At 45.2% G+C, this 25,847-nt stretch carries 20 protein-coding genes; 7 read left to right on the top strand and 13 right to left on the bottom strand.

Annotation, left to right across the window (positions count from 1 at the left end; translation table 11 throughout):
- The 7 genes from HC752_RS01355 to HC752_RS01325 all read left to right on the top strand — a co-directional run bounded on the left by HC752_RS01355 (position 1) and on the right by HC752_RS01325 (position 10,792).
- On the top strand, positions 1–984 hold the full coding sequence (locus HC752_RS01355) for an ABC transporter ATP-binding protein (RefSeq protein WP_190333287.1): 984 nt from the start codon (positions 1–3) through the stop codon (positions 982–984).
- Between the two features lie 44 nt (positions 985–1,028).
- Entirely contained in the window at positions 1,029–2,024 is a 996-nt protein-coding gene (locus tag HC752_RS01350; RefSeq protein ID WP_190333286.1) for an ABC transporter ATP-binding protein, read from the top strand.
- A 181-nt stretch (positions 2,025–2,205) separates the two neighbouring features.
- Positions 2,206–3,987, top strand: a complete 1,782-nt coding sequence (locus tag HC752_RS01345) for a glycoside hydrolase family 9 protein (RefSeq protein ID WP_190333285.1) — start codon at positions 2,206–2,208, stop codon at positions 3,985–3,987.
- Positions 3,984–4,868 carry an N-acetylglucosamine kinase gene (locus HC752_RS01340; protein ID WP_190333284.1) on the top strand — a complete coding sequence of 295 codons (885 nt, stop codon included), beginning with the start codon at positions 3,984–3,986 and terminating at the stop codon, positions 4,866–4,868. The genes HC752_RS01345 and HC752_RS01340 overlap by 4 nt, the downstream gene beginning before the upstream one ends.
- A 5-nt stretch (positions 4,869–4,873) precedes the next feature.
- A complete protein-coding gene (locus tag HC752_RS01335) occupies positions 4,874–6,793 on the top strand; it encodes a beta-N-acetylhexosaminidase (protein WP_190333283.1) in 1,920 nt (639 codons plus the stop codon).
- Between the two features lie 84 nt (positions 6,794–6,877).
- Positions 6,878–9,283, top strand: a complete 2,406-nt coding sequence (locus HC752_RS01330) for a GH36-type glycosyl hydrolase domain-containing protein (protein ID WP_190333282.1) — start codon at positions 6,878–6,880, stop codon at positions 9,281–9,283.
- A 96-nt stretch (positions 9,284–9,379) separates the two neighbouring features.
- Positions 9,380–10,792: a phosphoglucomutase/phosphomannomutase family protein gene (locus HC752_RS01325; RefSeq protein WP_190333281.1), complete on the top strand. Its 1,413-nt coding sequence runs from the start codon at positions 9,380–9,382 to the stop codon at positions 10,790–10,792.
- Between the two features lie 236 nt (positions 10,793–11,028).
- On the opposite strand, the gene HC752_RS01320 is transcribed toward HC752_RS01325, so the two are convergent.
- From HC752_RS01320 to HC752_RS01260, 13 genes are all read right to left on the bottom strand, one after another.
- Positions 11,029–12,057 (bottom strand): ABC transporter ATP-binding protein, encoded by a 1,029-nt coding sequence (locus HC752_RS01320; RefSeq protein WP_190333280.1) that lies wholly within the window; start codon positions 12,055–12,057, stop codon positions 11,029–11,031.
- Entirely contained in the window at positions 12,057–13,679 is a 1,623-nt protein-coding gene (locus HC752_RS01315) for an ABC transporter permease (protein WP_190333279.1), read from the bottom strand. The genes HC752_RS01320 and HC752_RS01315 overlap by 1 nt, the downstream gene beginning before the upstream one ends.
- Before the next feature lie 241 nt (positions 13,680–13,920).
- Entirely contained in the window at positions 13,921–14,934 is a 1,014-nt protein-coding gene (locus HC752_RS01310) for a Fe(3+) ABC transporter substrate-binding protein (RefSeq protein WP_190333278.1), read from the bottom strand.
- A gap of 164 nt (positions 14,935–15,098) precedes the next feature.
- Positions 15,099–16,328: an ammonium transporter gene (locus HC752_RS01305; RefSeq protein ID WP_190333277.1), complete on the bottom strand. Its 1,230-nt coding sequence runs from the start codon at positions 16,326–16,328 to the stop codon at positions 15,099–15,101.
- Positions 16,329–16,346: 18 nt separating this feature from the next.
- A complete protein-coding gene (gene glnK, locus HC752_RS01300; protein WP_190333276.1) occupies positions 16,347–16,685 on the bottom strand; it encodes a P-II family nitrogen regulator in 339 nt (112 codons plus the stop codon).
- Between the two features lie 221 nt (positions 16,686–16,906).
- Positions 16,907–17,275: a UPF0231 family protein gene (locus tag HC752_RS01295; protein WP_190333275.1), complete on the bottom strand. Its 369-nt coding sequence runs from the start codon at positions 17,273–17,275 to the stop codon at positions 16,907–16,909.
- Between the two features lie 249 nt (positions 17,276–17,524).
- Positions 17,525–17,818, bottom strand: coding sequence for a hypothetical protein (locus HC752_RS01290; protein WP_190333274.1), 294 nt, complete (start codon positions 17,816–17,818; stop codon positions 17,525–17,527).
- A gap of 250 nt (positions 17,819–18,068) precedes the next feature.
- On the bottom strand, positions 18,069–18,206 hold the full coding sequence (locus HC752_RS25380; RefSeq protein WP_190333273.1) for a hypothetical protein: 138 nt from the start codon (positions 18,204–18,206) through the stop codon (positions 18,069–18,071).
- Between the two features lie 120 nt (positions 18,207–18,326).
- On the bottom strand, positions 18,327–18,617 hold the full coding sequence (locus tag HC752_RS01280) for a hypothetical protein (RefSeq protein ID WP_190333272.1): 291 nt from the start codon (positions 18,615–18,617) through the stop codon (positions 18,327–18,329).
- 565 nt (positions 18,618–19,182) lie between these two features.
- Positions 19,183–19,473 carry a hypothetical protein gene (locus HC752_RS01275; RefSeq protein ID WP_190333271.1) on the bottom strand — a complete coding sequence of 97 codons (291 nt, stop codon included), beginning with the start codon at positions 19,471–19,473 and terminating at the stop codon, positions 19,183–19,185.
- A 566-nt stretch (positions 19,474–20,039) separates the two neighbouring features.
- Positions 20,040–20,330, bottom strand: coding sequence for a hypothetical protein (locus HC752_RS01270; RefSeq protein WP_190333270.1), 291 nt, complete (start codon positions 20,328–20,330; stop codon positions 20,040–20,042).
- Between the two features lie 316 nt (positions 20,331–20,646).
- Positions 20,647–23,235, bottom strand: coding sequence for a bifunctional aconitate hydratase 2/2-methylisocitrate dehydratase (acnB, locus tag HC752_RS01265; protein ID WP_190333269.1), 2,589 nt, complete (start codon positions 23,233–23,235; stop codon positions 20,647–20,649).
- 249 nt (positions 23,236–23,484) lie between these two features.
- On the bottom strand, positions 23,485–25,767 hold the full coding sequence (locus HC752_RS01260) for a patatin-like phospholipase family protein (protein WP_190333268.1): 2,283 nt from the start codon (positions 25,765–25,767) through the stop codon (positions 23,485–23,487).
- Positions 25,768–25,847: the final 80 nt, after the last annotated feature.

The following is a 25,847-nucleotide window of genomic DNA, read 5'->3' as shown; positions in this document are numbered from 1 at the left end:
ATGACTGAGCCACTCATTTCTGTAAGAGATTTATGCGTGGACTACATTACAGACGCGGGCGATGTCCGCGCTTGTAACCACGTAAGTTTTGACATAGGTAAAGGGGAAGTATTCGGACTGGCTGGTGAGTCAGGCTGTGGAAAGTCCACCGTTGCTTTCTCACTGATGCGACTTCATAAGCCACCCGCATTCATTACAGGTGGTCAGGTGATCTTCAATGGTGAAGATATCCTGCAGTACAGCGACGAGCGTATGCAATCGTTCCGCTGGAGTGAAATGTCCATGGTATTCCAGAGTGCGATGAACGCCCTCAACCCTGTCCTCACCATGGAAGAGCAGTTCTGCGATGTCATCATGCGCCATACGAACATGACACGTGAGCAAGCTGTCCGTCGAGCAGAAGGGCTACTGGAAATTGTTGATATCCACCCTAGCCGTCTAAGTGATTATCCGCACCAATTCTCAGGCGGTATGCGTCAGAGACTGGTTATCGCGATCGCATTAGCGCTAAACCCTAAAATGATCATTATGGATGAGCCAACGACCGCACTGGATGTGGTAGTACAGCGAGAAATCCTGCAAAAGATCTACGCATTAAAAGAAGAATTTGGTTTCTCCATTCTATTCATCACACATGATCTCTCCTTGATGGTCGAATTTTCCGACCGCATTGGCATCATGTATTCCGGTGAACTGATTGAAGTAGCTCCTTCTAAAGAAATATTGGAAAGCCCGTATCACCCATATACAAAAGGGCTGGGAAGCTCCTTCCCTCCATTAACGGGTCCAAAAACCAAGTTAACTGGCATTCCTGGCAACCCATTGAACTTACTAGAAATCCCACAGGGCTGCCGATTCCAAGCGCGTTGCGACCGCGTACACGAAGCATGTATGACTCACGCAACATCACTGCGTCAAATAGAACCAAACCGCTTCTCTAACTGCCATTTATATGGACAACCAATCGCGATGGCCAAAGCATAGAGCCAACAAAAAATAAAAAGCGAAAAGAGAAACTGGAGACAATTATGAGCAAAGATTTTGGTCAACTGCTGGTTGAAGGTAAGAATGTCGTAAAAGACTTCCCTATCAACAGTAATTCCTTAAACCAACCCATGATGCGTGCCATTAACGACGTGTCATTCAAAATGTATAAAAGCCGCGGTCTATCGGTGGTCGGAGAGTCTGGTTCAGGAAAATCCACAACCGCAAAAATGATCGCGAAAATGTACGCCCCAACAGCAGGCGTTATCGAATACAAAGGTCGTGACATTCAAAGAATCAATAGCCGAAAGGACATGATGCATTACCGTGAAGGTGTTCAGATGGTATGGCAAGACCCATTTGGATCATTGAACCCTACGCATAATATCTTCCACCACATTGCGCGCCCATTGTTGATTCATAAGAAAATCACATCAGGCAATAAAAAAGAGCTCGAAGAGCGCGTATACGATCTTCTTGAGCAAGTGGGGCTTATTCCGCCAAAAGAAACGGCAGAAAAATTCCCTCACCAACTTTCGGGTGGTCAACGCCAGCGCGTTAATCTAGCACGAAACATAGCCGTCGGAGCAGAGGTCGTTTTGGCTGATGAGCCAACCTCTATGCTAGATGTGTCTATCCGTGCGGGTGTATTAAACCTGATGGAAGAAATGAAGTTTGAAAAGCAGATGTCACTGCTTTACATCACTCACGACATCGCAACAGCGCGTTACATTGCTGAAGACTTAGCCGTGATGTATGTAGGTCATATGGTTGAGTGGGGAGATACGGAAGCGATCATTCACGATCCTCAGCATCCTTACACTCAACTCTTAGTATCAGCCGTACCGGATCCAAAGAAATCGATCCATGAAAAACTGAAAGGCAACAAAGGGGACATTCCTCTTTGGACACCAGAGTCAACGGGTTGCCCGTTTGCTGGGCGCTGTACCCACGCTTCCGATAAATGCCGAGAGCAATTACCAAGCGTGACTCAGTTGTCAGACAATCACTTTGTACGTTGTTATCTATATGAAAACTAAGTTATTCAACAACTAGTTTATTCAACAACTAAGTTACTCAAAAGCTAAGTACGAAACCTAAGTTATACGAAATCTAAGTTATACGAAAATTAAGCAGTACGACGCTTCATTAGGAAGCAAGCGGCACACATATTTGAGGCACCGATTTGTGCCTCACTGATTTACTTTACGGGAGAACCCAATGCAACTCTTAACTAACCAGATAGGCTATGAGACTTCAGGTGCTAAGTACGCAGTGCTTTGTGTTAATGAAGCACTCGAAAAAGATAGCTTGGCTCTGCTGGTCAGGGCTGGCTCTGAAGACATTGGTTCTAAAGACATCAGCTCTGAAAACACCAGCTCTGAAGACATCGTGGCTTCATTCCGAATTGGTGAAGCCACCCAGGTCGCTCACTGGCATCAAGGGCTATTTTGCGAAATCGATTTTTCTGAGTTTTCGGAATCTGGTCGCTTCGTATTGCAAGTCAACGAGTTGCAATCTTCTCCCTTCGATATTCGTGAAGGTGTGTTGATGCACACCACCTTCTCGGATGTCCTTCATTATTTTAAATCCCAACGTTGTGGTGGGATTTACGAAAAACAAGATCGCACAATCCCTCTTCTGAACTCCGACAAAACGGTCGATGTTCGAGGGGGTTGGTACGATGCGTCAGGTGATGTCAGTAAATATTTGAGCCACCTGTCTTATGCCAATTTTTTAAACCCTCAACAAACTCCAATGGTCGTATGGAATATGTTGAAAAGCTTAGAGTTAGTGGAGGAGCGCTCTGACTTTGCAGCATATTCTCGGGTGAGGCTAACTGAAGAAGCACTATTTGGTGCCGACTTCTTAGCCCGCATGCAACACCCGGAGGGTTTCTTTTACATGACGGTCTTTGACAAATGGAGCAAAGACATAAAGCAACGGGAAATTTGTGCCTACGAAACGCAAGACGGTCACAAGAAAGGTGATTACCATGCTGGTTTTCGTCAAGGTGGCGGAATGGCAATCGCGGCTCTAGCGTCGGCTTCTCGGCTTGATGTGTGTGGGGAGTTTTCGCAAGAATATTACCTGCAAGCGGCAGAAAAAGGCTATTGGCACTTAAAGGAGTACAATACTCGCTACCTCAATGATGGTGAAGAGAACATTATTGATGAGTATTGCGCATTGATGGCCTGTGTTGAGTTGTATCGTTCAACTGGCGAACAATGCTACCTGTCGGAAGCTCAAATGTGGGCGAATCGCTTATCACTGCGTCAACTTACCGACGCACGTTTTGAGCATTATTGGGCTGCAACAGAGGACGGCAATCGCCCATATTATCACGCGGCAGAAGCGGGCTTGCCCGTTATCGCCCTTTGTGAATATTTATCCATTGAAAAACGCGACTCGCAAATCGTCAAAATTCAAGAAGTCGTCAATCAAGCGGTTGAATTCGAACTCAACATCACCCAGTGCGTGGCAAACCCATTTGGTTACCCTCGCCAATACGTCAAGTCCGTTAACGGTGTCAAACGAGATGCGTTCTTCATCGCTCAAGAAAACGAATCTGGGTATTGGTGGCAGGGCGAAAATGCTCGCTTAGGTTCCCTTTCAAGCATGGTTTATCTTGCAAAACCTTATTTGTCAGAATCGTTGCAAACCAAAGCACAAACATACGCTCAGCGCTGTCTCGACTGGATCGTTGGTCTCAACCCCTATGACATGTGCATGCTAGATGGGCATGGAAAAAACAACCCCAATTATTTACCGCAACATGGCTTTTATAATGCTAAAGGTGGCATTTGCAACGGCATAACCGGTGGGTTTGACGACGAAGAAGACATCGCTTTCAATCCAGAAGAACAGAAAGACAACATGCTTCAAAACTGGCGCTGGGGCGAACAATGGATCCCACATGGCGCTTGGTACTTACTCGCCATCATGGCGCAGTTTTCAGCTCAAACACAAAATGCCAGTCAACCTCAGGATTCAAACGAATGACCCAGTATTTTGTCGGTATCGACGGCGGCGGCACCTCGTGTCGTGCTCGCATTAGAAATGAACAAGGCGAAACACTCGGCGAAGCCAAAAGTGGAAGCGCGAACATCATGTTAGGTGTCCAATTAGCCATGGACGCCATTATTGCCGCAGTAAAAGACGCTGCTCAGCAGGGGGGGCTGTCTGATGCCGACTTAAATAACATGCACCTTGGTATGGCATTGGCTGGCGCAGAGCAAGAATCCTTCTGGCAAGAATTTATGGCACTGCCACACCCTTTTGCCAGTGTCGTACTGAATACTGACGCTTATGGTGCATGCTTGGGCGCTCACGATGGTGAGAATGGCGCCATTATGATTGCCGGAACAGGCTCTTGCGGTATTTTACTGCAAGACGGTGAACAGCATGTTGTGGGCGGTCGGGAGTTTCCTATCTCGGATCAAGGCGGCGGCGCTGTTATGGGGTTACACCTCATTCAACAGGTGTTATTGGCAGAAGATGGGATCGTGGCAAGAACACCGCTCTCTCAACATGTCATGAACCACTTCGATAACAACATAGACAACATTGTTACTTGGTCTAAAACCGCAAAACCACGTGATTACGGTCAATTTTCCCCAGCGATTTTCGAGCATGCCTACCAAGGCGATGCACTGGGCATAAAAATGCTCAAGCAAACCGCTTCCGATATTGAAATGTTCTTAGTGGCATTGAACAAAAGGGGCGCAGAACGTATTGCTTTAATGGGCAGCATTGGCGAACGCATCGTCCAATGGCTATCCCCCCCTGTACAACACTGGATTGTGACACCTAAGCACGATGCCATCGAAGGCGGCATCATGATGGCTGGCAAACCAGAGCACAACCTATTTACTCTGAGGTAGTATTTATGAATTATCGTGTCGATCTGGCTGTACTTTCAGAACAAAATGGCGTCGCTCGTTTTGGTCTTACTCTGCATAATTTGAGTGATCTGGATATCTCATCTTGGGCACTGCATTTTTCATTCGATCGATACATTCTTACCGATACCTTAAGCCAAGGAAATGTAAAGCAAGTGGGTAGCCACTGTATTCTAACGCCTCAGCATCCCGAGGCGCTTGCAGCCAACCATCACTACTTTATCGAGTTTTCTACCAATACATTCCCATTTCGCTATCTTTCCGACGGTATTGATGACGCCTACCTTGAAATCAAGCAAGGTGAAGCATCGAAAAGCGTGTCCGTCGATATTACGCCCATTGTGCTTTTGTCTCCGTACAAAAAACGGGAAAACATCCCACAAGTAGACGCGGCAGACATCGCATTAATTCCCGTACCAAGCAGCATCACGCAGCAAAATGGAACATTCGTGCTCACTCAGGCAACCGGCATTTCAGCGTCATCATCTTTAGCACAAGAAGCAACGGAGTGGCTGAGACAAGAACTCTCTCAAACGACGAATCTCCATCTGCCACGAAATGAGAATGGAAACATTATCTTTAAAAGCAACCCTACGCTTGATAAAGGGCATTACAAACTTGACGTACAAGAGCAATTGATCACCTTAGAATCGGGGTCTCGTTCTGGTTTTATGCATGCCTGCGCGTCTTTGATGCAACTGATCTCCGCGAAGCAAGTCAATACTCACATCCCGTGTTTGCTCATTAAAGACAACCCAAGATACAGCTACCGCGGAATGATGCTCGATTGCGCAAGGCATTTTCATAGCGTTGAACAGGTTAAGAAGCTGATTAACCATCTTGCCTACTACAAATTTAACTACTTCCATTGGCACCTCACCGATGACGAAGGCTGGCGTATCGAAATCAAAGCTTTTCCTGAGTTAACCGACATCGGCGCAAAACGCGGACCGGGGACGGCAAATGATGCTCAATACAGCCATTTAGCGACGCAATATGACGGTTTCTACACGCAAGAAGACATAAAAGAAGTCATTGAATACGCGGCGAAACGCGCCATTACGGTGATCCCTGAAATTGACATCCCTGGTCACTGTCGCGCAGCCATTAAAGCGTTGCCTGAGCTCTTGGTCGATAAAGAAGACCAATCCGAATATTTGAGCATTCAAAATTACGCCGACAATGTGCTCTCTCCTGCCATTGACGGCACTTACCAATTTTTGGATACCGTGCTAACCGAAGTTTCAGGTCTGTTCCCCTCGCCTTACGTTCACATTGGTGCAGATGAAGTACCGAAGAATGTTTGGACCAAAAGCCCACGCTGCCAAGCAATGATGGAAGAATTGGGCTACAACGATGCCAAAGAGCTGCAAGGGCATCTATTGCGCCACGCTGAAAAAACACTGAAGTCTCTCGGCAAGCGCATGTTGGGCTGGGAAGAAGCGAAACACGGCAACAAAGTCTCTAAAGAGACGGTGATTTACTCTTGGCTGAACGAAGAAGCGGCCTTGGAATGCGCAAAAGACGGGTTCGACGTCGTGCTTCAACCTGCACAAACCACGTACCTCGACATGACACAAGACTACGCGCCAGAAGAACCTGGCGTAGATTGGGCCAATCCCATCCCTCTTGAATTGGCTTACCACTATGAACCCTTAAGTGACGTTGCCGATGACGACCCTATTCGGCAAAGAATCTGGGGCATCCAATGCGCTTTATGGTGTGAAAAAATCTCGACCCCATCTCGCCTTGAATACATGGTGTTCCCACGCATTTCTGCCTTGGCGGAAGTCAGTTGGAGCAACGCCAAACAACGAGATTGGCTGGACTACTTGTCCAGATTGAAAGGACATCTGCCTCACTGGCAACGCTTGGGCGTGAATTACCGCTCGCCTTGGCAAGATTGATATTGCGTCAAGCAACGGCTTAGACGACGAAATTACTCGTTTTTTTACTGCAACCCTTCGCAGTTTGTTTAAAAGGAAAGAACCATGAAATACGGCTATTTCGATAACGATAATCGTGAATATGTCATTACGCGTCCAGACGTACCAGCGCCATGGACAAACTACTTGGGCACGGAAAAGTTCTGTACTGTGATTTCTCATAACGCAGGCGGTTACTCATTCTACAACTCACCAGAATACAACCGTGTTACTAAGTTTCGTCCCAATGCGGCATTTGACCGCCCTGGACATTATGTTTACCTGCGCGACGATGAAACAGGCGATTACTGGTCAATTTCATGGCAGCCAGTGGCAAAAAGCCTAGATGAAGCGAGCTACGAAATTCGTCACGGTCTTTCTTACTCAAAATTCAAGTGTGAATACGCGGGTATTACTGCAACCAAAACGTTGTTTGTCCCCAAAGGCGAAGACGCAGAAATCTGGGATGTGGTCATCAAAAACACCTCAGACAAACCTCGTACTATTAGTGCATTTTCCTTTGTTGAGTTCTCATTCAGCCACATCCAATCGGATAACCAAAACCACCAGATGTCTCTGTACTCGGCTGGTACGGCATACAAAGAGGGTGTGATTGAGTACGACTTATACTACAACACAAGCGACTTTGAAGGCTTCTACTACCTCGCTTCTACGTTCAGCCCTGATTCGTACGACGGTCAGCGCGACAGCTTCTTAGGTGCGTACCGAGACGAAGCCAACCCAATCGCCGTTGAGAACGGCAAATGTTCTAACACCGCGCAAACTTGTTACAACCACTGCGGTTCATTGCACAAGCAATTCACAATCCAGCCGGGTGAAGAAGTGCGTTTTGCCTACATTCTAGGTATTGGTAAAGGCAACGGCGAGCGCCTGCGCGAGAAGTACCAAGATCTGAATGAAGTGGATGCCGCGTTTAATGGCATTAAAGCACACTGGGATGAGCGTTGTGCCAAGTTCCAGGTGAAGTCACCAAACGAAGGTTTGGACACCATGATCAACGCTTGGACACTATACCAAGCCGAAACGTGCGTGGTTTGGTCTCGCTTCGCTTCCTTTATTGAAGTCGGGGGGCGTACTGGTTTGGGTTACCGTGATACCGCGCAAGACGCCATTTCCGTGCCTCATTCCAATGCCAAGATGACCCGCAAGCGTCTCGTTGATCTTCTTCGTGGGCAGGTGAAAGCAGGCTACGGTTTACACCTATTTGATCCAGATTGGTTCGATCCTGAAAAAGCCGACGTGAAACCTTCGAAATCTCCGACGGTGGTACCCACCCCTTCCGATGAAGACAAGATCCATGGCATCGAAGACACCTGCTCAGACGATCACTTATGGTTGGTTCCTACGATCTGTAAGTACGTGATGGAAACGGGCGAAGAAAGTTTCTTTGACGAAAGCATTCCATACGCAGACGGTGGTGAAGCTTCTGTTTACGATCACATGAAAGCCGCTCTGGATTTCTCTGCCAAATACGTTGGGCAAACGGGTATTTGTAAAGGTCTGCGTGCAGACTGGAACGACTGTCTAAACCTAGGCGGCGGCGAGTCTTCTATGGTGTCCTTCCTTCATTTCTGGGCACTGCAAGAATTTATCGACCTCGCGAAATACCGTGGCAACGATGACGATGTGGCGAAGTACACAGAAATGGCAGCGAACGTGCGTGAAGCGTGTGAAACACACCTTTGGGACGAAGAAGGCGGATGGTACATCCGTGGCCTAACAAAGAATGGCGAAAAAATTGGTACGGCGCAGCAAACAGAAGGACGCGTTCACCTAGAGTCCAACACGTTAGCGGTACTGTCTGGCGCGGTATCTCAAGAACGCGGCGAAAAAGCCATGGATGCAGTTGATGAGAACCTTTTCTCTGAATACGGCCTGCACTTAAACGCACCATCTTTTGCAACGCCAAACGACGACATCGGTTTTGTTACTCGCGTTTATCAAGGCGTGAAAGAAAACGGAGCGATTTTCTCTCACCCGAACCCTTGGGCGTGGGTCGCAGAAGCAAAATTGGGCCGTGGCGACCGTGCAATGAAGTTCTTCGATGCGCTGAATCCATACAACCAAAATGAGAACATCGAAAAGCGTGTTGCAGAACCTTACTCCTACGTTCAGTTCATTATGGGTCGTGACCACCAAGATCATGGTCGTGCAAACCACCCTTGGTTGACGGGGACATCTGGCTGGGCATATTTCGCTGTAACCAACTTTATTCTTGGCGTACGTGCAGGATTTGAAGGCTTAAGCATTGATCCTTGTATCCCAACCGAGTGGCCGGGATTTGAAGTGACGCGTCAATGGCGTGGTGCAACGTACAACATTAAAGTACAAAACCCAGATTCCGTCAGCAAAGGCGTGAAATCTATTACGGTGAATGGTGAAGCGGTAAACGGCATAGTCCCAATACAAGCCCAAGGCAGCATCAACGACGTCGTGGTTGTTCTTGGATAACGAACTTGTTTTTGGGTAATTTTTTGGTGGGAGAGCGTTCTCCCACCCTTTTATTTTTGGTTCATTGCGAACCGCAGAGAGAAATAGGATTTTAATATGATTAAGTTCGGTACAGGTGGCTGGCGCGCCTTTATCGGCGAAGAGTTCACCAAGGACAACGTCCGTCTGGTGGCTCAAGCTGTAGCCAATATCATGTTAAACGAAAAAGTAGAGAACCAAGGTTTCGTTGTGGGTTACGACAGACGTTTCCTATCGGATAAAGCTGGCAGTTGGTTTGCAGAAGTGCTTGCCGCCAATGGCATCACCGTCAGTTTTATCAACAAGTTTGTTCCTACTCCCATCGTGATGTTTAAAGCAAAAGAGATGGGCTGTGCCTACTCAGCTTGCATTACAGCATCGCACAACCCTGCCGATTACAATGGCATAAAAGTCTTCATTGAAGGCGGTCGTGACGCAGACGAGATCATCACGCAAAAAATTGAAGATCAGATCTCAACGCTCACGCTTGATCAAGTCAAAAGCACAGACTTTGAGCAAGCCGTAGCCGACAAGACCATCATCGAAATCAACCCAATGAACGAGTTCGTAGACTCGATCATTAACTTCATTGATATCGACGCGATCAAAAAAGCCAACTTACGTGTGTTGATCGACCCAATGTTCGGTGTGGCAAAGAATGCACTGCAAACCGTACTGATCAACGGTCGTTGTGATGTCGATGTGATCAACGATGGCAAAAACCCAGATTTTGGTGGGCTTATGCCTTCTCCAAGTGCAGCCACACTTTATCGATTAAAACATTTGGTTGCTGCTGAAGGGTACGACATTGGTATCGGTACGGATGGCGACGCTGACCGCTTGGGGATTATTGATGAAAAAGGTAACTTCATTCACCCTAATGAAGTACTGATTCTGTTGTACTACTACCTGCTGAAATACAAAGGTTGGAAAGGATCGGTGGTACGTAACATCGCAACCACTCACCTTCTCGATAAAATTGCAGAAGCCAACGGCGAAAAATCCTTTGAAGTACCAGTAGGTTTTAAACACATCAGCTCTCAAATGGAAGCCGATGATTCCTTGATTGGTGGTGAAAGCTCCGGCGGTTTGACCATTCGTGGTCACATCAAAGGCAAAGACGGCGTGTTTGCCTCCAGCCTTTTGGTTGAAATGATCAGTGTAACGGGCAAGAAACTGTCTGAATTACTGGATGAGATCTACAGTCAATATGGCTATGCCTATACTGCGGAAGGCGATTGCACATTTAAACCAAGCCAGAAAGACGCGCTTTACAACAAGATTTATGTTGAGAAGCAGCTTCCTGAGTTTGAATTTGAAATTGAAAAAGTCAGCTATGAAGATGGCGCTAAGGTTTACTTTAAAAACGGTGGCTGGGTGATTGCAAGATTCTCAGGTACAGAGCCTTTGCTTCGTATCTTCTCTGAAATGAAAGACAAAGACACCGCTGAAGCCACCGTTGCGTTGGTCAAAGAGTTCTTGTCGCTCTAATCCTAAAGAACAATTGCCACAATTCTTCTTTAAGATACTTTGGACGCATCGAATCGCTAGTCACGGCTCGGTGTTCACCAATCAATCGATGGTGGTATATACCCTTATAGTTCCTAAAACAAAGCCCAGCAATTGCTGGGCTTTATCTTTTTTGTTTCTATTCTCTGCTTTCTGCTTTCTGCTTTCTGCTTTCTGCTTTCTGCTTTCTGCTTTCTAGATTGAAGAGCGGGATATCACTAAAATGCCAGCACACCATCAGATTCTATCTGAACATTCACTTTTTGATTGATATCTAATGCTTCGGAAGAACTGGCGATCAAGCGTGTGCCATTAGCCTCAATGACGTAGCGACAGTGATCCCCCATAAATTGCTGTTCGAGAATATGAATGCTGCTTTCGTTGTCTGCACTGACCTTTACATGCTGAGGGCGTAACAGTAGCTCACATTCTTGATCCATACGAATTTCCGACTGAGCTAAAGCCCCTAAGACACCAAACGCGGTATCAAATTGATCATTCGACAGGCGCTTCGCAGGTAAATAACTGCCTCCACCAAGGAAATCCGCAACGAACTTACTGGAGGGCTGATAGTACAACTCAGATGCACTGCCAAATTGCTCAATGACACCGTTATTCATCACTGCCATCTTATCAGAGAAGGCAAACGCTTCTTCACGGCTATGCGTAACAAAGATGGCTGTTACGCCTTGAGCTTTAAAGATCTTACGTATTTCTCGGATCAACTCATGACGGACTTGCGTATCGATATTTGAAAACGGTTCGTCTAGCAATAACAGATCGGGGTTGTATGCCAGTGATCGGGCAATCGCGACACGCTGCTGTTGTCCACCAGACAGCTGATGAGGAAAGCGATCACCATATTCATCCAATTTAACGAGTTTGAGCATTTCTGCTACCTTACTCGCTTTTTCTGCTTCATTACTCGTGCGCAGTCCAAAGCCGACATTTTGTTCCACAGTCAAATGAGGGAACAAGGCATAGTCTTGGAAAATCATGCCAATATTGCGCTTTTCTGGTGGTACCCAATCTATACCATTATCAATGGTTTGACAGTTAAGCGTCATCGTCCCGCTAGCCAATGGAAGCAAACCTGCTATGGCTTTAAGCAATGTCGTTTTACCGCAACCACTTGCCCCCAACAAACACACAATTTCACCGTGTTCAACGGTCAAAGATAAAGATTCCAACACAGTCTGTGTTTGGTACTGACATGTCAGATTTTCAATTGTTAATGCACAACTCATCAGTGATTTTGCTCCAATGAACGGTTAACCATAATCAAGGGGATAAGTCCCACAAGCACCAACAGAACAGCCGGCATGGCTGCTAATTCAAGTTGTTCATCTGACGCATAGTTAAACACATACGTTGCCAGTGTTTCAAAATTAAAAGGACGCAGAAGCAAGGACGCATTCAGCTCTTTCATGCACTCAATAAAGACAAGTAACCCCGCAATAAGTGCACCACGTCTCACCAATGGAAGATGGACTTTCCTAAGCATTTCGTTGGCATTGCAACCCATCGTGCGTGTCGCCATGTCCAGAGAAGGCGATATTTTACTCATGCTGCTTTCCACGCTACCTATCGCAACAGCCGAAAATCGAACCACCATGGCAAAAATAAGCGCAAACATAGAGCCAGACAACAACAGCCCCGGAGGGGTCAGCTCCATCCATTTTGCAACGTCGTTAATGCCGTGCTCTACCGTGTTCACAAAGGTCATTACCCCAATCGCAAGCACCGTGCCTGGCACCGCATAGCCCATTGAAGACAAACGCATCGACATAACACTGTTTTTTCCTGGGTTCACTCGCTGGCAGAAATTAACGATTAACGCGACAGCCACACCAAATACGGCGGCAGTGAGCGACACTTTTAAGCTATTCAAGGAATATTGACGAAACTCTTCCGTCCAGCTTTGAGCAAAATAGGTGTACGCGTAAGAACACAGTTGAAGAAGCGGTAAAATGAAGGCGACAGAGACCAGCCCCCAACACCATGCCAGAGCAGCCCATTTCTTCCAACCTTGAAGTTCGTATCTCACATCTTCATGACTATTAAAATGCGTTTGAAATAGCTTTTGTCTACGGCGACTGTATCGTTCAGCACTGATCAGCAAGATCACCACCATTAACATGATAGAAGATATCTTAGCGGCAGCGGGCAATTCTGAATGATCAAGCCATGTATCATAAACGGCCGTCGTTAGTGTATGCACCGCAAAGTAGTTCACTGTACCAAAATCCCCAATCGTTTCCATCGCGACGAGTGAAAGCCCAACCGCAATGGAAGGCCTAGCTAATGGCATGGAAATGCGAAAGAAGCTCGTGATAGGCGAGCATTTGAGCAAACGAGCGGATTGAAGTAACGAGACATTCTGCTCCATAAAGGCAGCACGCCCTAAAAGGTAGACATAAGGGTATAGGACCAATGCCAATACAATAATGGCGCCCGTCAGCGTTCGAATATCAGGAAACCAATATTCACCCGGTCCCCACCCAGTGATGTTTCTCAGCAACTTCTGAATAGGACCAGGGAAATCAAACCAGTCGGTATAAACGTAAGCAACAATATAACTGGGCATCGCTAGCGGAAGCACCAATGCCCATTGCAGAATTTTTTCAGAAGGTAGCTTGCACATTGCCATGAGCCATGCGCTGGGTACGCCCAATAAAATCGAAAGCAGCATAACACCAGCGACAAGCTGAATGGTATTGGTAATATAAATAGGCAAGACGGTGTTCATCAGATGCGGAAAGATTTCCGACGGACCGATGGACATATAAAAAATGGCAATTATTGGTAATGCCAACAGCCCAGCAACACTCCAGCTGCTGATTTTCCAAGTAGTATGATTTTCTTTCATTGCCCAACGACTTCAAAGTAATACAAAGTTATGTTCACTTCATATCCCTTTTAAAAAATGCGGTATTTAGGAAAGTATATCAAAACGAATCTCATTTTGCTTTTCAATCCCTAAAAACTCACAAAGCCATCATCAACAATGAAAGAAGTAAGCAACCTCTTAGGGCTACTACTATCCACACTGTTTATGATGGCTTTGAAAAGTATTTGCTCAACCTAATAGATTGAGCAAAAGTTTCGAATTACAGGTCGAATTTCACTTCGTCTAGAAGTTTGATCGCTTTAGAGTGATTATCCGCAATATCTTCAAGAGAGATAGCATCTGCTTTGAAGTCACCCCAAGATGCCACCAACTCAGAGCGCTTAACCCCCTCTTTAACTGGGTATTCGAAATTCACTTCCGCGTACATAGCCTGAGCTTTGCTTTCTGTTAGGAACTCCATTAACTTCTTAGCATTCGCTTTATTTGGCGAGTACTTAGCCATAGCCATACCACTGATGTTAACGTGGGTACCAGCCTCATTTTGGTTAGGGAAGTTGATGTACACAGCTTCAGCCCATGCTAGCTGATCTTTGTCGTTGACCATCTTGCCAAGGTAGTAGCTGTTCCCCAAAGATACGTCACACAGACCTTCTTTGATCGCTTTAACTTGTGCACGGTCGTTACCTTGCGGTTTACGTGCTAGGTTCGCTTTTACACCTTCCAACCAAGTTTTTGTTGCCGCTTCACCTTTATGAGCAATCATAGAAGAGATCAGAGAAACGTTGTAAGGGTGCTTACCGCTACGAGTACAAATCTTGCCTTTAAATTGTGGCTTAGCCAGGTCTTCGTATGTGAAGTCTTCACCAAGTTTGCCAACACGCTCACGAGAAGAGTAAACATTACGAGTACGCGTTGTAAGACCAAACCACTCGTTGTTATCGTCTTGGTATTGAGCAGGAATGTTCGCTTCAATTACGTCGCTGTTTACCGATTGTACTAGACCCTTTTTCGACAACTCAGCTAAGCGGATGATGTCTACAGTAAGAAGCACGTCTGCTGGGCTGTACTCGCCTTCTTGAGCTAGCTTTTCAGCCAAACCTTTCTTTGCAAACTTAACGTTGACTTTAATACCGGTTTCTTTAGTGAACTCTTTGAACATAGGTTCAACCAAGAAAGGCTGACGGTAAGAATATACGTTTACTTCTTCAGCGGCCATTGCAGAAGGAGCAACCACACCACACGCAATGGCAGAAAGGGTCAGCAATTTTTTCATCGTATTTGTCCTTTGTGAAAGCATAATGATAATATTTATCAGTCGCCTTATTATATTCAAACGAATCTCATTGACAATGATACATTCGGTATCTAGATCAAAAAAACCTGCCATTCTTGACAGGTTTATCATTAGTTTTGGTAACGACATGTTTCGCATCAGGTCTATTTCACTGATACAAACTCCGGATAAGCCCCTACGCCACAGTCGTGCATATCCATCCCTTCAAGCTCTTCTTCTTCTGTCACGCGTATGCCCATGGTCACTTTGAGTACATACCAAACCGCCAGACTGGCTCCGAACACCCAAGCAAAAATCACGGCGGCTCCAAGAAGCTGTGTTGAAAAAGCGGTATCTGCATTACTGACTGGCACCATCATTAAGCCAAACAAACCACACACACCGTGTACTGAAATCGCCCCGACAGGATCGTCTATTTTCATTTTATCCATTGCAACAATACTGAACACTACCAAGGCACCTGCGGCAACACCGATTCCAACTGAAACCAGTGGAGAAGGAGAAAGTGGATCTGCCGTGATAGCAACTAGACCGGCTAACGCCCCGTTTAGCACCATGGTTAAGTCTGCTTTGCCCCACGTCGTTTTACACACAAGCAGAGCTGCAATAGCACCCGCGGCGGCCGCCGCATTGGTGTTCAGGAAGATTTGACCAACGGCAGTCGCATTTTCAAAGTCCGATACCATCAATTGAGACCCCCCGTTAAATCCAAACCAGCCGAACCATAAGATAAAGGTACCCAAAGTCGCCAAAGGCATGTTTGACCCCGGAATTGGGTAGATTTCACCGTTCTTACCGTATTTACCTTTACGCGCACCAAGTAATACAACACCAGCTAAAGCAGCGGCTGCGCCCGCCATGTGAACGATGCCAGAACCCGCAAAATCACTAAAACCCGCTTCAGACAAAAAGCCACCGCCCCATGTCCAATACCCTTCCATTGGGTAAATAAACGCGGTTAAGACCACTGAAAAAATTAAAAACGACCAAAGCTTCATTCGTTCGGCTACCGCACCAGATACCACAGACATGGCGGTTGCAACAAACACGACTTGGAAAAAGAAATCAGACTCAAGGGAGTGATCGGCACCTTCACCTTGAGTGCCAATCAAAGCACCGAATGATGGTAACCACCCTCCCTCAGTATTGTCTACGTACATAAGGTTATACCCAACCAACAAGAACGTTGTGCAAGCTATCGCGTACAAACAGATGTTTTTGGTCAGAATTTCGGTGGTATTTTTAGAGCGAACCAGCCCCGCTTCGAGCATGGCAAAGCCAGCGGCCATCCACATAACCAACGCACCTGAAATGAGAAAGAAAAAGGTGTCGAGTGCATATCTGAGTTCGGCTACAGTTACTGATAGTTCCATAATAAAGTCCTCAATTCCTTAAAGTGCTTCTGAATCCATTTCACCCGTGCGAATTCGAATCGCTTGGTGAAGGTCATAAACAAAAATCTTACCGTCACCTATTTTTCCCGTATGGGCAGCCTTAGTAATCGCTTCTACGACACGGTCGACATTATCCTCTTGGGTAGCAATTTCTAATTTTACTTTGGGCAAAAAATCCACTTGGTATTCCGCGCCTCGGTATAATTCGGTATGTCCTTTCTGACGACCAAAGCCTTTCACTTCACTAACCGTCATCCCCTCGATACCTACCTCCGATAAAGCTTCCCTTACGTCGTCAAGTTTGAATGGCTTAATAATGGCATTGATTAATTTCATCACGTCCTCTCTAATTTGGTGTAATCCGTTAACACCTAGATAACAATCAAAGAATATGCCAAAAAGCTAATAGACTGATTTTAAAGAATTTAAAGTGCTTTCAAAGATTCAATAAAAAAGAGGATGCACAAAGTTAGTGCATCCTCTTCCCGAATTTGAAGCAGAGCTCAACCCTTTCCCTACTTTGGGGATAGGACCATTAAAACGCGGTATTTGGAGCGTTAATAAGATGTCACAAAGTCCTTCCACGCCTTGATCAATTCGACAAAATCTTCAAGACCACAACTGGCGCAGCTCTCACTTTCATAAATGTGCATATCTGGCTCATCGCACTCAGGTTGATATGAAAAGCCGTTTTCTTGAATGGTCACGTCTTCACGGTTGATCAATACACTGATCTCCCGTCCTTCGATTTTGTCTTCATGATGATGACCTTTAACCACCCACTCAAGTCTTTGCAAGACACCGTTAATCACACTGATTTGTGCGTTCACTTCTTCTTGAAGCCAACGACCTACGATCTCATGCCCCATGCTGCATTTAACTAAGTAGTCTCCTGTCAGGCTGTTCTTTGTAAATTGATAGTCCATGACGTTTACTCGAAAAATCGTGAAGACGCGGAGTGTACCACTAAGCCAATTGAAATGAGAAGAACAGTGCTTCCTATCCAATAAAGGAGTTAATGGAAATGACCAGCCAAACTGAGGGGGCGTAACTAAGGCACTGACTTAACGTTGAGTGTCGGATATGGGGAAGATATTGTGGAAATAGAAAAGGTCACTGACTCTAGGATCTTAAACACAAAAGAATCAGCCACCTTTATTATTAGCTCAGAGGAATTAGGCACATCTTGCTTGGCAGGTTGCCAGCTGTGCCACGCATGTCGCAGATCCGCCAGTACGAGCTATACAGACACCATAAGATCCTTGACACTTTGTTTCACAAAGAAGCTTAGAATTAGACTTAACAAGAGCCAGAGAAGGCTGACTGAACATTTCGTTCTGTTTCATCGTGTGGGCAAATGCACTTGCGCGTTCTAGGTTTACCGTGCTCGTATCTTCCGCTTGATGTATTGTTGCTGAAGAAGCCATTGAAATGCAAGTCAGTACAAGAGAGATTAGTAGCTTTTTCATATCCATATTTCCTTTGTTATTCATAATAAGAAATGCACAGGTGTCGACGCCAGTTATGCATACGGTTTTAAGCATACAGTTTAATACCGCATCAGCACTGTAACTCCTCCAGTACAAAGTCAAATAAGAAAGATTAAATAAGATGAAATCAACCCAATAGAATATGCAACACCAACAATCAATACCGAAATTGAGACTAAAAGCGAACCTAGAGCCAATTTACAAATAAAATTTCTCCAATAGCGAACTTTCAAAAAATAAAAAACGATCCAACATTGGGATGATGACCTTTAACCACCCACTCAAGTCTTTGCAAGACACCGTTAATCACACTGATTTGTGCGTTCACTTCTTCTTGAAGCCAACGACCTACGATCTCATATCCCATGCTGTATTTAACTCACCTGAGCTGCGAGAGGATAAAAAGGTCGCTGTTCACCCCCAACTATTTCAGCATCAGAGAACATCAGCGACCTTTGCGGTTATTACACATTAAGCTGTAAGATCGTTAGATACAGCTTGCTTCACAGTTTATTTTCTCTGCAATACATGAACTACTTGACTCACCACGAGATTTACAAATGACATAAACAGACGAGCATCTAGCTTTGCAAGCGATAGAACCATCAAATGCAACATCAAGTAGTGGCTGACTAGACGCTTCGTTCAGTTTTAAAGTTTGGGCAAATGCACTTACGCGCTCTAAGTTTACCGTGCTCGTATCTTCCGCTTGATGCGGTGTTGCTGAAGAAGCCATTGAAATGCAAGTCAGTACAAGAGAGATTAGTAGCTTTTTCATATCCATATTTCCTTTGTTGTTCATAATAAGAAATGCACAGGTGTCGACGCCATTTATGCATACGGTTTTACGCATGCAGTTTAATACCGCATCAGCACTGTAACTCCTCCAGTACAAAGTCAAATAAGAGAGATTAAATAAGATGAAATCAACCCAATAGAATATGCAACACCAACAATCAATACCGAAATTGAGACCAAAAGCGAACCTAGAGCCAATTTACAAATAAAATTTCTCTAATAGCGAACTTTCAAAAAATAAAAAACGATCCAACATTGGGATGATGACCTTTAACCACCCACTCAAGTCTTTGCAAAACACTGTTAATCACACTGATTTGTGCGTTCACTTATTCTTGAAGCCAACTGAAATGAGAAGAGCTGTGCTTCCGATCCAATAAAGGAGTTAATGGAAATGATCAACCAAACTGAGGGGGCATCGCTAAGGCACGTACTTAACGTTGAGTATCGGATATGGGGAAGATATTGTAGATATAGAAAAGGTCACTGACTCTAGGATATTAAACACAAAAGAATCAGCCACCTTTATCATCGGTTCAGAGGAGTTAGAAACAGCTCGCCTGGCAGCCTGCTAGCTCTGCCGAGCAACTTTTTTTGCCACGACTTATACAGTTAGAGTGCAGTGAACTACATACTGCATGACAAGCATGAGAAGAAGCACTAGACCTAACAAGAGTCAAAGAAGGCTGACTAAACATCTCGTTCTGTTTCATCGTGTGGGCAAATGCACTTGCGCGCTCTAGGTTTACCGTGCTCGTATCTTCCGCTTGATGTACTGTTGCTGAAGAAGCCATTGAAATGCAAGTCAGTACAAGAGAGATTAGTAGCTTTTTCATATCTATATTTCCTTTGTTGTTCATAATAAGAAATGCACAGGTGTCGACGCCAGTTATGCATACGGTTTTACGCATACAGTTCAATACCGCATCAGCACTATAACTCCTCCAATACAAAGTCAAATAAGAGAGATTAAATAAGATGAAATCGACCCAATAGAATATGCAACACCAACAATCAATACCGAAATTGAGACCAAAAGCGAACCCAGAGCCAATTTACAAATAAAATTTCTCTAATAGCGAACTTTCAAAAAATAAAAAAACGGTCCAACATTGGGATGATGACCTTTAACCACCCACTCAAGTCTTTGCAAAACACTGTTAATCACACTGATTTGTGCGTTCACTTCTTCTTGAAGCCAACTGAAATGAGAAGAGCTGTGCTTCCGATCCAATAAAGGAGTTAATGGAAATGATCAACCAAACTGAGGGGGCATCGCTAAGGCACGTACTTAACGTTGAGTATCGGATATGGGGAAGATATTGTAGAAATAGAAAAGGTCACTGACTCTAGGATATTAAACACAAAAGAATCAGCCACCTTTATCATTGGTTCAGAGGAGTTAGAAACAGCGCGCCTTGCAGCTTGATAGCTCTATCGCACAAGTTTTTTTGCCACTTTTTAAACATGCAAAGTTCAGTGAACGACATATTGAATTACAAGCACGAGAAGCAGCACTAGACCTAACAAGAGTCAAAGAAGGCTGGCTAAACATCTCGTTCTGTTTCACCGTGTGGGCAAATGCACTTGCGCGCTCTAGGTTTACCGTGCTCGTATCTTCCAATTGATGCGATGTTGCTGAAGAAGCCATTGAAATGCAAGTCAGTACAAGAGAGATTAGTAGCTTTTTCATATCCATATTTCCTTTGTTGTTCATAATAAGAAATGCACAGGTGTCGACGCCAGTTATGCGTACGGTTTTACGCATGCAGTTTAATACCTCATTCAGCACTATAACTCCTCCAATACAAAGTCAAATAAGAGAGATTAAATAAGATGAAATCGACCCAATAGAATATGCAACACCAACAATAAATACCGAAATTGAGACCAAAAGCGAACCCAGAGCCAATTTACAAATAAAATTTCTCTAATAGCGAACTTTCAAAAAATAAAAAAACGGTCCAACATTGGACCGTTTTATCAAAATGTTGCAGGTTACTACGTTGCTATACTGGACCTTGGAAGATAACCGTGTTTGCTTTTTCCGTGTACTGCCCCATCTTATGGAAGTTGAGGTAACGGTATGTATCTGCCGCTGTTGCATCGATTTGCTTCGCGTACTCTAGATATTCTTCTTTCGTAGGAATACGACCAAGAATAGCACCTACCGCAGATAACTCAGCAGAAGCTAAGTATACATTTGCACCATTACCTAAGCGGTTAGGGAAGTTACGCGTAGAAGTCGACATTACTGTAGCTTTATCAGCCACTCTTGCTTGGTTACCCATACATAAAGAACACCCTGGTGTTTCAATACGAACGCCCGCCCGACCATAAATACCGTAGTAGCCTTCTTCTGTAAGCTGATCACGATCCATTTTCGTTGGTGGCGCAATCCACAAACGCGTATCCAGCTGACCCTTATGCTTATCAAGAAGTTTACCAGCTGCGCGGAAGTGTCCGATATTCGTCATACAAGAACCAATGAAAACCTCATCGATCTTAGTACCTTGGACGTCAGATAGAAGACGAGCGTCATCTGGATCATTTGGTGCGCAAAGAATTGGCTCACTGATATCCGCCAAGTCGATTTCGATAATGTGCGCATATTCTGCATCACTGTCTGCTTCCAGTAACTCAGGATTAGCCAACCACTCTTCCATTGCGGTCACACGGCGCTCAATCGTACGTACGTCACCATATCCCTCTGAAATCATCCACTTAAGCATAGTGATATTAGAGTTTAGGTATTCTTCGATGGATTCTCGAGACAATTTAACCGTACAGCCCGCAGCGGAACGCTCTGCCGAGGCGTCTGAGAGTTCAAACGCTTGTTCTACGGTGAGATGTTCAACACCTTCAATTTCAAGAATACGACCAGAGAATTCGTTGATCTTACCCGCTTTTTCTACCGTCAAAAGACCTTGCTGAATGGCGTAGTAAGGGATCGCATGCACCAAGTCTCGAAGTGTGATACCTGGCTGCATGTCGCCTTTAAAGCGCACCAAAATAGACTCAGGCATATCCAGAGGCATGACCCCAGTTGCTGCCGCAAATGCAACCAAACCTGAACCCGCAGGGAAAGAAATACCGAGAGGGAAACGAGTATGTGAGTCACCACCTGTACCAACAGTATCAGGAAGAAGCATACGGTTGAGCCATGAATGGATAACACCATCACCCGGACGTAGCGATACGCCCCCACGGTTCATGATGAAATCGGGCAACGTATGGTGAGTAGTCACATCAACAGGTTTCGGGTAAGCCGACGTATGACAGAATGACTGCATCACTAAATCTGCTGAGAAGCCAAGACACGCTAAATCTTTCAATTCATCACGAGTCATTGGACCGGTTGTATCTTGAGACCCCACCGTTGTCATCATTGGTTCACAGTACTGACCTGCACGCACACCTTCTACGCCACATGCCTTACCCACCATCTTCTGAGCAAGCGTATAACCTTTATCCGAAACAGAAGGTTCCACTGGCTTCGCGAACAAATCAGAGTCAGCAAGACCAAGAGAGTTACGAGCACGGCTAGTTAAGCCACGACCAATGATCAATGGAATACGACCACCAGCACGCACTTCATCCAACAACACTTTGCTCAATTCAAAGCTTGAGATTTCAACGCCATTCTTGCGTACAACACCTTCATACGGGAAGATATCGATGATATCGCCCATATTCATCTCTTGAACGTCGAGTTCAATAGGCAATGCACCTGAATCTTCCATCGTATTGTAGAAAATTGGGGCAATCTTACCGCCTAGACAAACACCGCCAGTACGCTTGTTTGGTACGAAAGGAATATCTTCTCCCATAAACCAAAGGACGGAGTTAGTCGCCGATTTACGAGACGAACCCGTTCCGACAACATCCCCAACATAAGCCAGAGGAATGCCGTCTTTTTGCAGTTCTTCAATTTGCTTGAGAGGGCCAACATTGCCCTGTTCGTCAGGGATGATGCCTTCACGCTCCATCTTCAGCATCGCTTTCGCGTGCACTGGAATATCTGGACGAGACCATGCATCTGGTGCGGGCGACAGATCGTCGGTGTTCGTTTCACCAGTAACTTTAAACACCTTAACGGTGATTTTCTCTGCCACTTTTTCTTTCGACATAAACCAATCTGCATCCGCCCATGATTGAAGGACTTGTTGTGCAAATGCATTCCCTGCTTTGGCTTTTTCTTCAACGTCATAAAAAGCATCAAACATTAATAATGTATGGGAAAGTGCTTTTACTGCAATTGGTGCTAGATCTGCATCATCCAGTAGAGAAACCAGAGATTCAATGTTGTATCCACCTTGCATCGTACCAAGAAGTTCCGCCGCTTTTTCACGACTGACTAACGGAGACACAACTTCATTCTTGGTAATGGCGGTCAGGAAACCTGCTTTAACATACGCGGCTTCATCTACACCAGGTGGAATACGATTTTCTAGAAGATCAATAAGGAAAGCTTCTTCGCCGGCTGGCGGATTTTTTAATAATTCGACAAGTCCCGCGACTTGTTCTGCATCAAGGGGTCTAGGAACCACTCCCTCTGCGGCACGCTCTTCGACATGTTTACGGTAGGCTTCAAGCACGACTTATTCCTCTCATTGCGGTTTGACCTCCCTTATGTTCAAGAGGTGCAAACATCCTTGGAAAAACTTGGCTGCCTTGCCGCTTTTATTATGAATAGTCTTATTCTGATTCTTAATAATCAACAGCGGCATAGGGCCAAACTGTGGGGTGGAGAATAGCAAATTTAACTTAACATTAAAATCTTATCATTTTGACCAACATAGCAACTTGAGACTAAAGTTCTATGAATATGATTGAATTATCTTGAACTAAAATGCCGTTCCCACGATCAGATATACTGAATTGAAATTCTGCTCCGTCTGCCCATACGCTAAAATTATAGGCCCTATGGGGGATTTTACACCCGCAAATAGCGAGCCTGCGACGTACATCGGCGCTTCACTGACTTTAATGTTGGGATCAGACCACACTCCGCCATATTCAACCGATGCTCCCAAGTAAACTGGGGACTGAAACAGGCCAAAGTTATTATCAAACCAGCGGTATCGATACACTAAACTGCCGAATATCTTGTTTTGACCGATAAGGCTTTTACCCGGGATGCCTGATAAGCTTAAAAAACCACCAAGTGACTTAGGCATGATCGGAACCGACGCATTACGGCTTCGCGTGACTTCGTATTCCGCCATCCCGACCAAAGTATGACGTTCATGGCTTTCTGAATGCCCTAACTTTATCGCGACTTCATTAACACGATCACTGGTGTAGTCGCTATTCTGTTCCTCTTGAATATTGTCTTCCGATGCCAGCAGTTCAAAATGTGCGAGACTACCTTGAGACGGGAAATTCATATCATCAAACGTGTCGTACCGATACCGCGCAAATATGCCTTTTCGATTGAACAATCCTTGCCATAACGTGGGCAAAGTCGATAGCGAAATTTCGCCAGAGGTATACCGGATACCAGCCTTAAATTCCTGATAAAATGTGGGGTTCACACCCAAAGCGAGCTCGGATGAAAACTGCACATAGTTAATTGGAATATAGTCTTTGACTCCCCCAAGAGAAATGTCTTCCGCCCCATCCACCCCGAATGGCGCTTTCTTATTTTCATTCCGATAAGTCATGGTTGCACTGGCAAACACATTCTGCTCATTCATTATTGGGCTATAGAGTTCCGCCTCGATCAATTTTTCAGATCCCATTTCGAGATTGGTTCGGATTTCTGCACCTTGATCATTCAGTGCTGTAAAAATTGTACTTACCCCAATGGAATATTGACTTGTTGTTTGAAAATCATCTTCAAGAAAGAAGCGAAAGTTAACGTAATTGGGCCCCCACTCCTTTTCGTTGACTTCAATATGTAGTGTGGTTTTTCCGTCTACTTTTTCATAGCGATAAAGAACCTGTTCAAAACGATTAAGTGAATATAACTGCTGAACATGCCCTTCAAGTTCTTCTAAACCATACCGTCGACCCACTTCTAGACCGAGAAACTGTTTTAGCACGCTTTCGTTATAGTGGCTGTTGTTATTGATGACGATATCATCAATGATGAGTTCGTCACCGTAATCAATGGCTTTTCGAGCTTCTTGTTTTCGATAAATGTACTTTTGGTAAAGAGCAGGGGAAACCACGAAGGGCTCTAACGCCTCTTTAGAGTCAATCGCCGCAAGGTAGCCCAATTCATACGCATCGGGCATGCGGGAAAATTCTGTCGTCGACATATTGCCAACATTCGGTGTGAGCAACACATCCTTATCTTTTAAGTGGGTTGCCTGCCGTTGAGTGCTGCTTTGAACCATATAATTAGAGAGCTGATCCCCCACATTGAGGAATGTTTTTAGCTCTTGTTCGGATTGATAGTTCGTACTGATATCGACGGCAATGACCAAGTCGGCCCCCATCGATCGCGCGAGCTCAACGGGCATGTTATTGGTTACCCCGCCATCAACCAGCAGCCTCCCCCCTAAAGAAAATGGTGGTAAAGCCCCCGGAACAGACATACTGGCCATCATGGCATCCGTTAAATAACCACTGTCCAATACAACGGGTTCCAGTTCAACAATGTCTGTAGCGACGGCACGATACTTCACCGCTAACTCATCGAATGACGCCATGGGGGGAATGTTTCCGGCTGTCTCTCGTAAGATCTTATACATATTCTGCCCTTGTACTACTCCACGTGGCACAGAGACTTCAATCCAACGTAGCCCTAAACCTGTGTTGATCTGGTATCGGTCAAAATAGTTTTTTTCGCGGACGGACAAATGCTCTCGGTCAACTCGATCACGATAACCGCTACTCCAATCAACTGTGTAAATAAACGACTCTATTTCATCCGCAGACATCCCTGTAGAATACAAACCGCCAACAAATGCCCCCATGCTGGTACCCGTAATGATATCAACCGGAATATGCATTTCTTCTAAGGCTTTCAACACGCCGATATGGGCCGCGCCTTTTGCACCGCCACCTGCCAAAACGACAGCGACAACTGGTCGCTCTTTTTCTTCAGCAGTGTCCTGCGCGACAACAAAAGGGCTCAGTAAGACCGCAGTACTTACGGTTACCACCATCACAGCGAACATTGCGATTCCATTAAACTTAGAGAAAAACAAAAGCACTCCTTTATTTCATATCCCTATACCACAACCTAAATCTCAACTGT

It is taken from the genome of Vibrio sp. S9_S30 (assembly GCF_014694455.1).
Lineage (GTDB): Bacteria > Pseudomonadota > Gammaproteobacteria > Enterobacterales > Vibrionaceae > Vibrio.
This window is presented reverse-complemented; position numbering and strand designations above follow the sequence as displayed.

Bases quoted from the DNA above. Each gene is read 5' to 3' on its own strand.
- HC752_RS01355 (WP_190333287.1), top strand. From the start codon at position 1: ATGACTGAGCCACTCATTTCTGTAAGAGATTTATGCGTGGACTACATT.
- HC752_RS01350 (WP_190333286.1), top strand. From the start codon at position 1,029: ATGAGCAAAGATTTTGGTCAACTGCTGGTTGAAGGTAAGAATGTCGTA.
- HC752_RS01345 (WP_190333285.1), top strand. From the start codon at position 2,206: ATGCAACTCTTAACTAACCAGATAGGCTATGAGACTTCAGGTGCTAAG.
- HC752_RS01340 (WP_190333284.1), top strand. From the start codon at position 3,984: ATGACCCAGTATTTTGTCGGTATCGACGGCGGCGGCACCTCGTGTCGT.
- HC752_RS01335 (WP_190333283.1), top strand. From the start codon at position 4,874: ATGAATTATCGTGTCGATCTGGCTGTACTTTCAGAACAAAATGGCGTC.
- HC752_RS01330 (WP_190333282.1), top strand. From the start codon at position 6,878: ATGAAATACGGCTATTTCGATAACGATAATCGTGAATATGTCATTACG.
- HC752_RS01325 (WP_190333281.1), top strand. From the start codon at position 9,380: ATGATTAAGTTCGGTACAGGTGGCTGGCGCGCCTTTATCGGCGAAGAG.
- HC752_RS01320 (WP_190333280.1), bottom strand. From the start codon at position 12,057: ATGAGTTGTGCATTAACAATTGAAAATCTGACATGTCAGTACCAAACA.
- HC752_RS01315 (WP_190333279.1), bottom strand. From the start codon at position 13,679: ATGAAAGAAAATCATACTACTTGGAAAATCAGCAGCTGGAGTGTTGCT.
- HC752_RS01310 (WP_190333278.1), bottom strand. From the start codon at position 14,934: ATGAAAAAATTGCTGACCCTTTCTGCCATTGCGTGTGGTGTGGTTGCT.
- HC752_RS01305 (WP_190333277.1), bottom strand. From the start codon at position 16,328: ATGGAACTATCAGTAACTGTAGCCGAACTCAGATATGCACTCGACACC.
- glnK (WP_190333276.1), bottom strand. From the start codon at position 16,685: ATGAAATTAATCAATGCCATTATTAAGCCATTCAAACTTGACGACGTA.
- HC752_RS01295 (WP_190333275.1), bottom strand. From the start codon at position 17,275: ATGGACTATCAATTTACAAAGAACAGCCTGACAGGAGACTACTTAGTT.
- HC752_RS01290 (WP_190333274.1), bottom strand. From the start codon at position 17,818: ATGAAAAAGCTACTAATCTCTCTTGTACTGACTTGCATTTCAATGGCT.
- HC752_RS25380 (WP_190333273.1), bottom strand. From the start codon at position 18,206: ATGGGATATGAGATCGTAGGTCGTTGGCTTCAAGAAGAAGTGAACGCA.
- HC752_RS01280 (WP_190333272.1), bottom strand. From the start codon at position 18,617: ATGAAAAAGCTACTAATCTCTCTTGTACTGACTTGCATTTCAATGGCT.
- HC752_RS01275 (WP_190333271.1), bottom strand. From the start codon at position 19,473: ATGAAAAAGCTACTAATCTCTCTTGTACTGACTTGCATTTCAATGGCT.
- HC752_RS01270 (WP_190333270.1), bottom strand. From the start codon at position 20,330: ATGAAAAAGCTACTAATCTCTCTTGTACTGACTTGCATTTCAATGGCT.
- HC752_RS01260 (WP_190333268.1), bottom strand. From the start codon at position 25,767: ATGTTCGCTGTGATGGTGGTAACCGTAAGTACTGCGGTCTTACTGAGC.